The sequence below is a fragment of the Bradyrhizobium sp. SEMIA genome (assembly GCF_014844175.1).
Lineage (GTDB): Bacteria > Pseudomonadota > Alphaproteobacteria > Rhizobiales > Xanthobacteraceae > Bradyrhizobium > Bradyrhizobium arachidis.
The window spans coordinates 2,686,564-2,701,911 of sequence record NZ_CP046601.1 but is presented as its reverse complement, the minus strand read 5'-3'; the positions used below and the strand labels follow the sequence as shown (position 1 = coordinate 2,701,911).

Genomic DNA, 15,348 nt, shown 5'->3' with positions numbered 1-15,348 from the left:
GTTGGAGCCGTTGATAGCACGTCTCAGGACGCGCGGACTTGCGTCAGGGGTTCGGGGAACGCTCTTCCAGCACCAGGAGCTGGGCGCGGCGGATGCGCTCGCGATGGGCGATGTAAAGACCGCTGGCGACGATGAAGGCGGCACCGGTGACGGTCCAGACATCAGGGACTTCGCCGAACAGGAAGAAGCCCAAAATGCTGACCCAGAGCAGCTGCGTGTAGGAGAACGGCGCCAGCACGGAGGCGTCGCCATAGCGATAGGCCAGCACCACGATCCACTGGCCGACGGTGGAAGCAACACCGATGACGATGCCGAGCCCGATCGCAGTCCAGCTCGGCGTGACCCAGACGAACGGCACCATCAGGCTGAGGATGGCAACGCCGGTGAGCGCGGAATACGCCATGGTGGTGAGCACGGCTTCGCGCCCGCTCATCATCCGCGTCAGGATCAGCGCGGCCGCCCAGCAGAATGCCGAGACGATCGGGAAGAACGCGGCGACGTGGAACGCGCTCGAGCCTGGGCGCAGGATGATCATCACGCCCATCAAGCCGATCGCGGTCGCGATCCAGCGGCGCATGCCGACCTTCTCGCTCAGGAAGATGATCGAGAGCGCGGTGACGAACAGCGGCGAGACGAAGCCGGTGGCGGAGGCTTCCGCGATGGGAAGAAAGCGAAGGCCCGTGATGAAGAACAGCGAGGAGCCGAGCAGCGCCGCGCCGCGCATCAATTGAAGGCCGAGCCGGTCGGTGTGCATCGCATGCAGCGGCGAGCCCGGCAGCATCACCGGCGTGAACATCAGCGCGAAGGTGACGAAGCGGATCCAGGTGATCTCGATCGACGGCAAGCTCGACGAGAGGTATTTCGCGGTGACGTCGGAGCAGCCGAGAAACACCGTCGACAGCAGCACCAGCGCGATGCCCTTGAAGGGATGGTCGACGCGCGCAGGCGCGCGGCGAGCCTCCTGCTTCTTCTCCGGCACGGAAGGCATGGGAATACTGTCGAGCCTTGCGGCTGCGGCGGGCGGCGGGGTCACGGCTGGAACCTGGGAAAACGACGATTCGGGAACGATCGTAAAAAACGACAAAAGCGCCGCTTTCACAACTTCCGAAAACAGGATGCCGATATGCGCTCACGTCCGCGCGCGTCAATACTCCATTAATAATGGGGCTCTGTGCGCTACAACATGGGCAGGCTGCGCGGCTTCGGACCGCGCGGAAACGCCGCATCGAGCGCCGAAATCTCCTCTTTCGTCAGCACGAGATCGCCGGCAGCCGCATTTTCGCCGGCATGTTCCGCGGACGAAGCCTTCGGAATCGCGAACACCGTAGTCACACGGGTGAGGAAGCTCAGAGCGACCTGACGCGGTGTCGCACGACGTGCCTCCGCGATGCGCGCGAGCACTGCGCCGCCCTTGCTGCGCGCATCCGGGAAATCATCGTGGCCGAACGGCGAATAGGCCACCACAGCGACGCCGTGCTGCTCGCACCACGGGATCACCGCATGCTCGATCGCGCGCTCCTTGAGATGATAGAGCACCTGATTGCAGGCGATGCGGCCCGCGCCGGAGACGTCGAGAATGTCGTCGAGATCGTCGGCGTCGAAATTGGAGACGCCCCAGGACTTGATCTTGCCTGATGTCACCAGCTCCTCGAACGCAGCGACGGTGTCCTCCAGCGGATAGGAGCCGCGCCAGTGCAGGAGATAGCAGTCGAGGCGATCGGTCTTCAGCCGCTTCAGCGAGCGTTCGCAGGCGGTGATGGTGCCGCGGCGCGAGGCGTTGCTCGGCAGCACCTTCGACACCAGGAACACCTCGTCGCGCCGGCCCGCGATCGCGTCGGCAATGACGAGCTCGGCATCGCCATACATCTCGGCGGTGTCGATATGCGTCATGCCGAGATCAAGCCCGCGCTGCAGCGCCGCGATCGCGCGCTTGCGATCGCCATGGTCGAGATACCATGTGCCCTGCCCGATCACGGAGACATTGGCGCCGGTCTTGCTGAAAGGTTTTGTGTTCATGTTTGTCTCCGAACTCCGGTGTTTCTTCCCCCCTCTCCCCGTTCTTACGGGGAGAGAGTTGGGGTGAGGGGCAGCTTCCGCAATCAAGGTAGCAGTTGGACTCGTGGAGAGTCCCCCTCACCCGCATTTGCGCTTCGCGCAACTGAGGCCTCTCCCCGCACGCGGGGAGAGGCGAAAAGCCGCGCGCTTACGAGTTCAATGCGCTGATATCCGCAACCAGCACGCTGCCGGTCGCGGACTCCGTGATATAGAGACGATCCTTGTTCGCGCCACCGATGGCGACATTGGTGCAGTTCGGGCCCGCGCAGGATTTGATCCGCGCGATCAATTCGCCATTCGGCGCGAACACGAAGACGTGGCCGAGCGAGGCGTGGCCGACGAACAGGCGTCCCTTGGCGTCCATGGTCATGCCATCGGGGCCGCTGGTGCCGAACAGCGAGCAGAAGCGGCCGACCTTGGAAACGCTGCCGTCCTTCATGAACGGCAGCCGCCACACCGCATTGTCGCGCGTCATCGCGACGAACAGCACGCTCTCGCTGGGATCGAGCACCAGCCCGTTCGGGCTGATGCCGGTGTCGATCAGGCAGTCGAGCCGCCCGTTCGGTGCGAGCCGGTAGACGCGGCCGCTCGGATCATGCAGGCCGGTCTGGCCCTGATCGGTGAAATAGATGTCACCGTTGGAAGCGAGATGCAGATCGTTGCAGCCGCGGAAGGATTCTGAGTTACGCGCGGTCAGCACCGGCGTGATGCGGCCGGCCTTGGCGTCGAGCTCCATGATGCCATGCATGTAGTCGGCCACCAGGATGCGGCCGTCGGGCGCGATCTTCAATCCGTTCGGCCAGCCGTCATACTCGATCACAAGCGACCACGCGCCGCCGGGCGCAATCCGGAAGATGCGGCCGAACGGAATGTCGACGATGTAGAGATTGCCGTCCTTATCGAACGACGGCCCTTCGATGAAGCTATCGGTCGGCACACCCGGCCGGTTGGCATCGGCCCAATCGGTCCGCACGCCCTTGCGGCGGAATGTGTCGGGCATGGCGGAGAAGAGTTTTGCTTCGATCAGGCGCGGCGGCGTTTCCAGGTACATCATGGTTGTTATGATTGCTGAGAGGGGAAGTGCGGCAACATAGGGCACAATCGCGGGCGCGTCGATTGGAACGACGGGCATGGCTGCGTTGGCAAGATGGACTGCCGCGAGCCGCCAATCGGGCCCCGTCATCCTGAGGTGCGACGCGAGCGATGCGAACGCATCGAACGCGGAGCCTCGAAGGATGAAACGGCCCCGATGGAGCCGGGCCGTCTATCCTTCGAGGCCTCCGCTACGCTCCGGCACCTCAGGATGACGGGGATGGTTGCGTGCCAGCCGTAGGGTGGGCAAAGGCGCGAAGCGCCGTGCCCACGATCTCTTCGTTATTTCGGGTGATGGTGGGCACGCTTCGCTTTGCCCACCCTACGGCACTACGGCAGTTTGCCCTGCCCGGCCTCAAGCCGCGCGGACGGTGGCCAGGAACTGATCGACCTCACTGCCGAGGCGCTTGCTTTCGTCGAGCAGCGCGAGCGCCGCGCCGTGCACCTGGCCGGCGGCAGCGCCGGTTTCGGATGCGCCGCGCCTGACATCCTCGACGCTGGTGGAGACTTCGGATGCGCCCTGCGCCGCCTGCTGCACGTCGCGCGCGATCGCCCGCGCGGCGGCGCCTGTTGTTCGACCGCAGCGGCGATCGAGGATGCAATATCCGCCATGGATTCGATGGTGCCGCCGATCTCCTTGATCGAGTCCACCGACTGCCGCGTCGCCAACTGGATCTGCGCGACCTGACGGCCGATCTCGTCGGTCGCCTTCGCGGTCTGGCCGGCGAGCGCCTTCACCTCCGAGGCGACGACCGCGAAGCCCTTGCCCGCCTCGCCGGCGCGCGCCGCTTCGATCGTTGCATTCAGCGCCAACAGATTAGTCTGCCCGGCCACCGCCGAGATCATGCGCACGACCTCGTCGATGCGGTCGGCCGTCTGCGAGAGCGCATCGATCTGGCCGTTGGTCCGGCTCGCCTGCGCGACGGCAGCGAGCGCCACCTCATGTGACTGCGCGACCCGCCGGCCGACCTCGCCGACCGACGTCACCATCTCCTGGCATGCGGCGGCCGCCGACTGGACGCTCGCCGACGATTGTCCGGATGCGGCAGCGACCGTTGCGGATAAGGCATTGGTCCCCTCCGCCGTATTGGTCAATCCATTGGCCGCCAGCTCGATTTCGGACGAGGCCGCAGTGACCGCATTGACGATGCTGCCGACCGCCGCTTCGAACCGGTTGGCGATCTCGAGCATCACCTGTTTGCGCTGCGCTTCCGCGTCGTGCTTGGCCCGCTCGCGGGCATCGGCCATGTGCCGGTTCTCGAGCAGCTTGTGATGGAAGACCGAGAGCGACGTCGAGATCTTGCCGATCTCGTCATGGCGCGCGACCTGCTCGATCGGACGGTCGAGATCGCCGCTCGCCAGATGCTCCATCGCCAGGACCATGCGGGTGAGCGGCGCAGTCAGCCGGCGGCCGAACCAGAATGCGACGACGATCATCACGGCAACCGTGACGGCGATGGACCAGACCACATAGCGCTGCACGACCGTTAGCTCATCGCTGACGGCCTCGAGGCGTTTGCCGGCCGCGGTCCTGACGGTCTCCAGATTGGGCCGCAGCCGATCGTAGATCTGGGCAAGATCCTCGGCTTCCTCGTTGAGCGTGCTCTGGCCGGCCATGAAGGCGAGGAAGCTCGTCTTGTAGCTGTCGATCAGCTTCTTGATCTCGGCCTTGGCGTCATCGGGCAGATCGGATTTGCCAAGCTCGGTCAGGAATTCTCCGACGCGCTTGCTCAGTTCGTCGCCGTATTTCTCGTCGCCGCGCAGCATGAAATCCTTCTCGTGCCGCCGCATCATCAGCATGAGAACGGACAGCCGCGGCTGGTCGAATGTCTTGAGCTTGCTCTCGACCGAATGCACGGCCGCGCGCAGCTTGCCCTGCAGCCCGTCATTCTCGTTGAAGCCGACGAGCTTCTGGGCGGAGACCACATTGGCGAAGCGGGTGTTGTAGCTGGCGATGACGGGGCGGAACGACAGCGCCTTGCGCAGCGGATCGTCTTCCGCAAGGGCACCGGCGATCTCTTCGACTGCCGCCAGATGGCCGGTCGCCGCGCGCAGCGTCTCGTCATGCGCAGCGACCTTCTTGTCGGTCGGCTTCTGCAGGAAATTGGTGGCGAGTTCGCGCCCCTGCAACAGGCTCTCGGACAAGCGCGCGGTTTCGGATTCGAGCTTCGCGAAGCGGTTGGCGGTTGCGCGGCTCTGATCCTCGATCTGCCGGCCGGCGAGATAGATCACGCCCACCATGAGGACGCCGGTCACGCCCAACAAAAGCACCTGCGTGCGCAGGCCAAGGTGAAAGCTGTGCAATTGAAAAAGACGCGCCGACCGAAGTCTGCCAAACATGTGTTCCCAGCCCCGAAAGTATCAATTCGCAAAAATTGATCCATTCTAGCTGGAATTGCTTAACAGTCCGGCAACCACCGGCCCCGGCACGCCGTCGGCGCGTGGCCCTAGGTCCCCTTCCGACCGGCGGACGGCCGAATTAGCCCGCCGCCCCCGCCAGCTTGGCCTGCTTCGCCGGTGCCTCCGTCGTTGCAATCAGGCGCTTCAGCTCGGGGATGCAGGAGCCGCAATTCGTGCCGGCCTTGAGCTTTGCGCCGATCTCGGCCGCCGTACGTGCGCCGGATGAGATGGCGTCACAGATGGTGCCGCGGCCGACGCCGAAGCAAGCGCAGACGATCGGGCCGGTCGAAGCGGCGCCCTCGCTGGACTTGCCCGACAGCAGCATGCGGCGCTGATCGTCCGTGACTTGGTCGGCGACGAACAGGCTCTTCACCACCTCCCAGTCGCCGGCGTCGTGAGCAGGGCCGACGAACAGGCAGGTCTCGATGCGATCGCCCGCGAACGCGGCGGCACGATAAACGCCGCCGCCGAAGTCGCGATACTCGGCGATGTCCTCACCGGCGACGCCCTCGAGCCAGACCGGCCAGCGCGACAGATCGGCATTGTCTGCGAAGAGATAGCCGAAGCCGCCTGAGACCGTGACGCGGGTCCACAACAGGTTCTGCGGCAGGTCGAGCTGCTTGCGCGACAGCGCGAAGCCGCGGAAGACGTATTCATAGGGCGCGATTGCGGCCGGAGTGGCCTTCGATTCCGGCTGGCCCGAGAACGGATCGGTGAACGACTGAACCAGCGCGCCGACGCGGCCGTGCGAGGCGTTCATCGCGCTCCAGTGGATCGGCGCGAACAGCGTGCCGCGCTGCTGGCGCTCGCTGACGACCACTTTGAGGATGCACTGGCCGTAATCGGTGGTGATGCGGGCATAGCCGTCATCGACGATGCCGAATTTGCCGGCGTCGTCGGGATGAATCTCGACGAACGGCTCGGGCAGATGCGCACCCAGGCGCTGGCTCAACCCGGTGCGCGTCATGGTGTGCCACTGGTCGCGGATGCGTCCGGTGTTGAGCCTGAGGGGACGCGACGGTCCGGTCTCGCCGCGCAGCAACGGCACCTCCGGCGCGACGAAGCGGCCCTTGCCGTCATTGGTGAAGAAGCCGCCTTGCGCGAAGAAGCGTTCGCCCGGTGCTCCACCTTCGCGCACCGGCCACTGCACCGGCTTCAGGGCATCGAAGCCTTCGTCGGAGAGCGACGTCAGCGCGCCGATGTCGAAATCGCGACCGCCATTGTTCTCGAACGCCGAGAGCGCGGCATGCTCGCGGAAAATATCGGCGGCGGATTTGTAATTGAAGCTGTCGCCGAAGCCGAGACGTTTTGCGGTCTCGCTCAGGATCCACCAATCCGGCCGCGCCTCGCCCGGCGCCGGCAGGAACGAGCGCTGGCGCGAGATGCGCCGCTCGGAGTTGGTCACCGTGCCCGACTTCTCGCCCCAGGCGAGCGCAGGCAGCAGCACGTGCGGGCCAGCCTCCACCGTGTCGTTGGAGAGCACGTTCTCGGACACCACGAACAGCTCGAGCTTCTTCAGCGCCTCGCGGACGAAGTCCGCATCGGGTAGCGACACCGCGGGATTGGTGCCCATGACCCACAGCGCCTTGACCTCGCCGCGGTTGATTGCCTCGAACAGCTGCACCGCCTTCAGCCCCTCATGGGTGGCGATGCGCGGCGCGTTCCAGAACCGCCTGACCCGGTCGATGTCCGGCGGCGTGAAGCCCATATGTGCGGCGAGCATATTGGCGAGACCGCCGACTTCGCGCCCGCCCATCGCGTTGGGCTGTCCGGTCAGCGAGAACGGCGAGGCACCAGGCTTGCCGATGCGACCCGTCGCGAGATGGCAATTCAGGATCGCGTTGACCTTGTCGGTGCCCTGCGCCGACTGGTTGACGCCCTGCGAATAGAGCGTGACGACCCTCTCGGTGTCGCGGAACATCTTGAAGAACGTCGCGACATCCTGCTCGTTGAGGCCTGTCGCGAGCGCGGTCGCGGCGACGCTGCCGGCGATGTTGCGCGCGCGCGCCAGCGCATCGTCGAAACCGCTGGTGTTCTGCGCGATGTAGTCCTTGTCGAGCGCGCCATTGTCGGCGAGATGGACGAACAGGCCGGAGAACAGCGCCGTGTCGGTGCCCGGCTTGAGGCCGAGGAACAGATCGACATCGCTTGCGGTGTCGGTGCGGCGCGGATCGATCACGATCATTCGCGCGCCGCGCTCCTGCCTGTTCTTCAACATGCGCTGGAACAGCACGGGATGACACCAGGCTGCGTTCGAGCCGACGAACACCAGCAGATCGGCCTGGTCGAGATCCTCGTAGCAGCCGGGCACGGTGTCGGCGCCGAAGGCGCGGCGGTGGCCGGCGACCGAGGACGACATGCAGAGCCGCGAATTGGTGTCGACGTTCGCCGTGCCGACGAAGCCCTTCATCAGCTTGTTGGCGACGTAATAATCCTCGGTGAGCAGCTGGCCGGAGAGATAGAATGCGACCGCGTCCGCACCATCGCGCGCCACGATGTGCTGCATGCGGTGCGCGACATGGTCGAGCGCATCGCTCCAGGCGACACGCTCAAGCACGCCCTTGCAGCGGATCATCGGATAGAGCAGCCGGCTCTCGAGCCCGACGGTCTCGCCGAGCGCGGAGCCCTTCGAGCACAGCCGGCCGAAATTGGCGGGATGGTCAGGATCGCCCGCGATCGCCGCGCCGCCCTTGCCGTCCGGCGTTGCCAGCACGCCGCAGCCGACGCCGCAATACGGGCACGTCGTTCGGGTCGCGCGAAGGTTTGGATCGATCGCCGTCATGTCAGGCCGCCTCCATCAAGCCGCCTTGGACGGAAGCGCGAGCGTGCGGCCGAACATCATGTCGGTGCGGATCGCCGCGACCTTGTCGCGATTGCGGATCAGCTCGAGATACCACAGCGCATCGACAGTATCGCCGATCAGCACCGCGCCGGTCAGCCGGCCGTCGGCGATGACGAGCTTCTTGTAGGTGCCGCGCCTGCGGTCGGTCAGCACGAGGCTCTCGCTGCCCTCGCCACCCATGAAATCGCCTGCGGAGAACACGCTGACGCCCGAGACCTTCAGATTGGTCGAGACCACACTGCCCTGATAGGCGGCGGGCTTGCCGGCGAGATGCCGAGCCAGCACCCGCGCCTGCTCGTAGGCGGGCTCGACCAGGCCATAGCAGGTGCCGCGATGCTCGGCGCATTCGCCGAGCGCGTAGATGTCGGGGGACGCCGTCTGCATCTCGTCGTTGACCACGATGCCGCGGTTGACGGCGATGCCGGCGTCCCTGGCCAGCGCGATGTTCGGCTTGATACCAGCGGCGAAGATCACGGCATCGGCCTCGATGCGGCTGCCGTCGGCGAGCTCGACCGCCTCGACATGGCCCTCGCCATGAATGCGAGCGGTCGAGGCGTTGAGCAGGATGCGGATGACCTTGCGCTCGACCAGCGTCTTGAGCAGATCAGCGGCCGGCCCATCGAGCTGGCGCTCCATCAGCCGGTCCATCAGATGCAGCAGCGTCACGGGCGCGCCGGCCTTGGCGAGACCGTAAGCGGCTTCGAGTCCGAGCAGGCCGCCGCCGACCACGACGACGCGCTTCTTCGCGGCTGCAAGCGTCAGCAGCAGGTCGACGTCACGGGTGTCGCGAAAGGTGTGCACGCCGGCAAGATCAGCGCCCGGCACGTTGAGCCGCAGCGGCGTCGAACCGGTCGCGAGCACCAGCTTGGAATATTCCATGCTCTCCTCGCCGGCGATCTTGAGCTCGCGGCGGCCGGTGTCGATCTCGGTGACGCGGTAGCCGTAGCGCACGGTGACGCCGCGATGGCGCCACCAGTCCGCCGGCCTGAGCTCGATCTCGTGCGAGCCGGTCTCGCCGGCCAGCACGGAGGAGAGCAGCACGCGATTGTAAGCGAGCCGCGGCTCCTCGCCGATCACAGCGACCGCGTAGCGGCCGAGCGCGGTCTTGGCGAGCTCGTCGACCAGACGAGCTGCCGCCATACCGTTACCGACGATGACCAGCGGTTCACTCACAAGGCATCTCCTATTCGGCAGCCTGCGCCTGCGCGCCATAGGCCTCGGAAATCATGTAGCCGGACAGCACACCGTAGGCGTCGGTCCAGGCGGCGGCGAGCTCGGGCGTCCAGGCCTCGCCAAGACCCTTCTCCAGGGTCCACAGCAAGGTCGCGCCGACCACGGGATAGTGCTCGGCCTTGGCGCCGTAAGCGACGTGGCGCTTGGCGAGCGCAGAGGCCGCGGGAAGAATCGTCTCGAGATTCGACAGGCCGTTGACGACGGCAGCGAGCATGCCCATCAGCTTCTTGCGCTGCTCGGTCATGTCTTCAGGAAACATCGCGCGCACGGACGGCGCCACTTCGAACAGGCGGTCGTAGAACAGTTTTGAGGCTGCTTCCGAAATCGGTGCGACCTTGGAAAAGCTTTGCTGCACGAGGGCGATCTGCTGAGGCGTCATGATGGTCTCCTGTCTGTTTCGGTCTGCCTTTGTCCGCGCCGTTGCGAACAAGGTTCATGGGTCAAACGTCATCAGAGCGGCTTCTCCCCGCGTACGGAGAGAAGCGATTTTCATACCAAGTATTAGACCCTTGCTTCCGCAAGGCTCGGCGCGCCTTCGCCCTGCGGGCTGCGACGCAGGTAGAACCACCAGGTCAAAGCCAGGCACGAGGCGTAGAAGCCGAGATAGATCGCGAGCGCGAGCTGCGGACCGCCGGTCAGGGCGATCGACTTGCCGAAACCGCTCGGGATCAGATAGCCGCCGACGGCACCGACCGCGCCGATGAACCCGACCGCCGCACCGCTCTCGATGCTCGCCGTCTTCAAGGCAGCCGCACGCGCGACGTCGCCCTGCCCGCGCACCCTGAACAGGTTCTGCTCGCGGAAGATCGAGGGGATCATGCGGTAGGTCGAGCCGTTGCCGATGCCCGTGGTCACGAACAGGATCAGGAACATCGAGAGGAAGCCGACGAAATCCTTCTGTCCGACGAAATAGACCACGCCGACGGTGGCGCCCGCCATCACGATGAAATTCCAGAACGTGATGATGGAGCCGCCGACCTTGTCGGCAAGCCAGCCGCCGAACGGACGGGCCAGCGAGCCGACCAGCGGACCGAGGAAGGCGATCGAGATCGTCACCGACGGAAACAGCGTCTTGAGCAACAGCGGGAACGCCGCGGAGTAGCCGATGAAGGATCCGAACGTGCCGATATAGAGATACGCCATGATCCAGGTGTGCTTGCGCTTGACTACCGCGAGCTGGTTCTTGATCGACGATTTCGCCGTGGTGAGGTTGTTCATGAAGAACACCGCGCCAAACACCGCGATCGCGATCGGCAGCACCCACATCAGCCCGGCGTTCTGGAGGAAGATGCCGTCGACGGGGGAAGCCTGGAACAGGTTGATGACGGCGAGCGTCATCAGGATCGGGGTCAGGAGCTGCACGCTGGAAACGCCGATATTGCCGCCTGCAGCGTTGAGGCCGAGCGCCCATCCCTTCATCCGGTCAGGGAAGAAGAAGGAGATGTTGGTCATGCTGGAGGCGAAGTTGCCGCCGCCGAGACCGGCGGTCGAGGCGACCAACAGCATCAGCCAGAACGGCGTATCGGGCTGGCTGACGAAGTAGGCGAGCGACAGCGTCGGAATGAACAGGATCGCCGCGCTGAAGATGGTCCAGTTGCGGCCGCCGAAGGTCGTCACCGCGAAAGTGTAGGGAAAGCGCATCAGGGCGCCGATCAGGCCCGGCACCGCGACGAGCTGGAACAGCTGGTCGGTGGTGTAGTGGAAGCCCGCCTGCGGCAGCTTGGTGGTGACGATGCTCCAGATCAGCCAGACCGAGAAGCCGATATGCTCGGCCACGATCGACCAGATCAGGTTGCGTCGCGCGATAGTCTTGCCAGTCGCATTCCAGAACGCCTCGTCTTCGGGGCGCCAGTCTGAAATCCAAGTCGGATTCTTCGTCATTGAGTATCCCTTCCAGGCTCACCGCTGCGTCGTTGCAGGCTCAGCTCCGGTCACGGAGGCACGCTCCGGGGCTTCTCCCCGGTGGCGAGTTCACGATGCTGATTGATGATGTTGAGGGACGTCGTCGTTGGCGTCGGAAAAGGTGTTTCAATTTCCGTGCCAATTGCGCGCACGCTGGAAACACAGGGATTTCAGGACGTTATTCGCATTGCCCGAAATCTTCGCAGGGCTTTTCCGCACGCTAAATTTGCGATTCGCTCAATCCTTGTGCGGCGCACAAGGATTGAGCTCGATGTCAATTATTTAGGCGCGCTCGTCTCGCGCATTAACCTTTGGTTTACGCGGCCTCTACGAAGCGATGACGCTCGTAGAGGAATTCGAGGACGCGCTGCCGGCACTTCAGATAGGTCGCGTTGGTCGCAAGCTCGAGCCGCTTGCGCGGCCGCGCCAGCGGCACGTCCAGCACCTCACCGATCCGTGCGCTCGGCCCGTTCGTCATCATCACGATGCGGTCGGAGAGCAGCACGGCCTCGTCGACGTCGTGGGTGATCATCAGAATGGTGTTGCCGAGCTTCTGATGCAGCGCCATCACCGAGTCCTGCAAATGCGCCCGCGTCAGCGCGTCGAGCGCGCCGAACGGCTCATCGAGCAGCAGCACCTTCGGCTCCATCGCCAGCGCGCGGGCGATGCCGACACGCTGCTTCATGCCGCCGGAGATTTCCGAGGGACGCTTGTCCCTGGCATGCGCCATCTGCACCAGGTTGAGATTGTGCATCACCCAGGCGTCGCGCTCGGCCCTGGTCTTGGTCCTGGCGAAGACCTTGTCGACGCCGAGCTTGACGTTCTCGTAGACGGTGAGCCACGGCAGCAGGCTGTGGTTCTGGAACACCACGGCGCGATCGGGCCCGGGCGAGTTGACCTCACGGTTCTCCAGCAGCACGCCGCCGGTGGTGGCACCCGTCAATCCCGCGATGATGTTGAGCAGGGTCGACTTGCCACAGCCGGAATGGCCGATGATCGAGACGTATTCGCCCTTCTCGATCGTGAGACTGATGTCCTTCAGCACCTCGGTCGTCGCGGCGCCGCGGGTAAAGATCTTGTCGATGTGGTCGAGCTTCAGATAGGCGGTCATGTGCCCTTCTCCCTCAGTTCTGCGCGGTGCCGCGGGTGACGATCTTGCCGAGGCCCGCGATCAAGCGGTCGAGCACGAAGCCGACGATGCCGACATAGAACAGCGCCAGGATGATCTCGCTGATATGCGAGGAATTCCAGGCGTCCCAGATGAAGAAGCCGATGCCGACACCGCCGATCAGCATTTCAGCTGCGATGATGGCGAGCCAGGACAGGCCGATGCCGATGCGAAGCCCCGTGAAGATGTAGGGCGCCGCCGCCGGGATCATGATCTTGGCGAAGAACTCGAGCGGATTGAGCTGCACCACCGCCGCGACGTTGCGATAGTCCTGCGGAATGTTGCGGATGCCGACCGCCGTGTTGATGATGATCGGCCAGATCGAGGTGATGAAGATGACGAAGATCGCCGAGGGCTGGCCGTCGCGGAATGCGGCGAGCGAGAGCGGCAGCCAGGCCAGCGGTGGAATGGTGCGCAACACCTGGAACAGCGGATCGAGCCCGCGCATCGCCCAGACCGACTGCGACCAGCACGCCGAGCGCGATGCCGGCGATCGCCGAGAGCGAATAGCCGAGCGCGACGCGCTGGAGGCTGGCGGACAGATGCCAGAACAGGCCCTTGTCGATGCCGCCATGGTCGAAGAACGGATCGAAGATCAACTCCTTGGTGTCCTTGAACACCTTTGACGGCGGCGGTAGCGCAGAGCCTGCACGGCGGCAGACCAGCTCCCAGACCAGCGTCAGCAGCGCGATCACGACCAGCGGCGGGATCACGCGCACGGCGAGCTCCCGCGCCATGCGCGCATAGCTCTCCGCGCGCGGCGGACGCTTTGGCGTCATCGCGACGACTGGCGCAATGGTCGCGGCAGGCGTCGCGGTCTCAACCTCAATCTTCGTGGCAGGCATGTTCATCGAAATCCCTCTCCGGCTTTCCGCAAGGACGATGCGGCCGCCCGAAGGCGGCCGCGAGGCTCCATCAGACTTCGACGCGCTTGATCGCGAGCGACTTCAGATAGGCAGCCGGATTTTCGGGATCGAACACCTTGCCGTCGAAGAAGGTCTCCTTGCCGCGCGAGGTCGAGGCCGGGATATCGGAGCTAGCCACGCCGAGCGTCTTCGCCGCATCCTTCCAGAGATCCTCGCGGTTGACCTTGGCGATCAGCGCCTTGGTGTCGAAGCCGGGCTCGTACTTGCCCCAGCGGATGTCCTCGGTGAGGAACCAGAGATCGTGGCTCTGGAACGGATAGGAGGCCTGGTCCTTCCAGAACCGCATCTGCTGCGGCGAGTTGTCGACGACGCGGCCGGTGCCGTAGTCGAACTTGCCCTTCATGCGGTCGGTGATGTCCTCGACCGGGCAGTTGATCCACTGGCGCTTGGCGCAGATCACCGCGGCTTCCTCGCGGTTCTCCGCCTTCTCGGCCCATTGCTGGGCTTCCATCACCGCCATCAGCAGCGCCTTCGCCGCCTTCGGATATTTGTCGACCCAGGCCGCGCGCATGCCGAACGACTTTTCGGGATGCTTGTCCCAGAGCTCGCCGGTGGTGATCGCGGTGTAGCCGATGTCCTGATGGATGAGCTGGAGATTCCAGGGCTCGCAGACGCAGAAGCAATCCATGGTGCCAACCTTCATGTTGGCGACCATCTGCGGCGGCGGCACCACGATGGTTTCGATGTCCTTGTCCGGATCGATGCCGCCAGCGGCGAGCCAGTAGCGGATCCACAGGTCATGCGTGCCGCCCGGGAAGGTCATTGCGGCCTTCACCGCCTTGCCGCCGGCCTTCTTCTTCTCGAGCGCCGCCTTGAAGGGCGCGGTGTCGATGCCGACCTTGAGGTCGGCATATTCCTTGGCGACCGAGATGCACTGACCGTTCAGGTTCAGCCGCGCCAGGATGTACATCGGCGTCGGCTGGTTGTTCTGCGTCACCTTGCCGGCCGAGATCAGATACGGCATCGGGGTGAGGATATGGGCGCCGTCGATGCCGTTGCCTTCGGAGCCGAGCACGAGATTGTCGCGCGTCGTGCCCCAGGACGCCTGCTTCTGCACCTCGACATCGGGCATGCCGTATTTGGCGAAGATGCCCTTCTCTTTCGCAACGAACAGCGGGGTCGCGTCGGTCAGAGCGATGAAGCCGAGCTTGGCGCCCTTGACCTCGGGGCCTGCATCCTGCGCGAAGGCGCCGGCGGGGAAATTCAGCTTGGCGGCGGCGAGAAGAGCGACGGTCGAGCCGGTGGCCTTCAACAATTGACGGCGGCTCAGGCCCGAAGGCTGGCGGGTGCGCTTGGTCATAGGCAGTGTCGTCCTTTGCATCGTTGCAGAATTGTTGGCGTCAGTGCGCGCGAGCAGCCCGTCCGTGGGATTGCGCCGGCTTTGGCGCATGCGGACGCATGGCGGGGGAGACCCCCGTCTGGTGGCGTCAGCAAATCGGATGAGAAGTCTCGCGGGACGGCTTCAATGGCGTCGACATGGAACTATTCAAGCTTCATGCCAAGCCCACGATGGCAAAAAGCCATTCTTGTTGAATGGGTTATAGGCTCTGCGCCAGCCTGCCGCAGGCGAGATCCGCTCGCCGAATTTGCGGCTTGCTCAATCTTTGTGCGGCGCACAAGTCTTGTGCAGTCGCTTATGCAAGAGGCCGGCGGGCGTCCAAAGGCGCGATCCAATGGCGCGCCATCGCACTGATATCACTCGGCTTTCAGAATTCTCGCGCTCGGCACGC

10 protein-coding genes and 1 pseudogene are annotated in these 15,348 nt (G+C 64.7%); all 11 read right to left on the bottom strand.

The annotated features are described in order from the left end of the window. Positions 1-43 precede the first annotated feature (43 nt). Entirely contained in the window at positions 44-988 is a 945-nt protein-coding gene (locus FOM02_RS13090; RefSeq protein ID WP_027558505.1) for a DMT family transporter, read from the bottom strand. A gap of 188 nt (positions 989-1,176) precedes the next feature. Further along, positions 1,177-2,016 (bottom strand): aldo/keto reductase, encoded by an 840-nt coding sequence (locus FOM02_RS13085; protein ID WP_027558504.1) that lies wholly within the window; start codon positions 2,014-2,016, stop codon positions 1,177-1,179. Between the two features lie 187 nt (positions 2,017-2,203). Next, the gene (locus FOM02_RS13080) at positions 2,204-3,106 is read right to left on the bottom strand and encodes an SMP-30/gluconolactonase/LRE family protein (RefSeq protein ID WP_035731456.1); all 903 of its coding nucleotides are present in this window, start codon (positions 3,104-3,106) and stop codon (positions 2,204-2,206) included. A gap of 371 nt (positions 3,107-3,477) precedes the next feature. Beyond that, positions 3,478-5,403, bottom strand: coding sequence for a methyl-accepting chemotaxis protein (locus FOM02_RS13075; RefSeq protein WP_265441821.1), 1,926 nt, complete (start codon positions 5,401-5,403; stop codon positions 3,478-3,480). Positions 5,404-5,626: 223 nt separating this feature from the next. Continuing rightward, entirely contained in the window at positions 5,627-8,329 is a 2,703-nt protein-coding gene (locus tag FOM02_RS13070; protein ID WP_027558501.1) for a nitrate reductase, read from the bottom strand. Positions 8,330-8,344: 15 nt separating this feature from the next. Next, positions 8,345-9,562, bottom strand: coding sequence for an NAD(P)/FAD-dependent oxidoreductase (locus FOM02_RS13065; RefSeq protein WP_167336521.1), 1,218 nt, complete (start codon positions 9,560-9,562; stop codon positions 8,345-8,347). A 10-nt stretch (positions 9,563-9,572) separates the two neighbouring features. After that, positions 9,573-10,001, bottom strand: a complete 429-nt coding sequence (locus FOM02_RS13060) for a globin family protein (RefSeq protein ID WP_027558500.1) — start codon at positions 9,999-10,001, stop codon at positions 9,573-9,575. A 122-nt stretch (positions 10,002-10,123) separates the two neighbouring features. Next, a complete protein-coding gene (locus FOM02_RS13055) occupies positions 10,124-11,503 on the bottom strand; it encodes an MFS transporter (RefSeq protein ID WP_027558499.1) in 1,380 nt (459 codons plus the stop codon). A gap of 337 nt (positions 11,504-11,840) precedes the next feature. Next, positions 11,841-12,635: an ABC transporter ATP-binding protein gene (locus tag FOM02_RS13050; RefSeq protein ID WP_027558498.1), complete on the bottom strand. Its 795-nt coding sequence runs from the start codon at positions 12,633-12,635 to the stop codon at positions 11,841-11,843. 13 nt (positions 12,636-12,648) lie between these two features. After that, positions 12,649-13,543: pseudogene (gene ntrB / locus FOM02_RS13045) on the bottom strand (nitrate ABC transporter permease). A gap of 64 nt (positions 13,544-13,607) precedes the next feature. Next, a complete protein-coding gene (locus tag FOM02_RS13040; RefSeq protein WP_027558496.1) occupies positions 13,608-14,918 on the bottom strand; it encodes a CmpA/NrtA family ABC transporter substrate-binding protein in 1,311 nt (436 codons plus the stop codon). Positions 14,919-15,348: the final 430 nt, after the last annotated feature.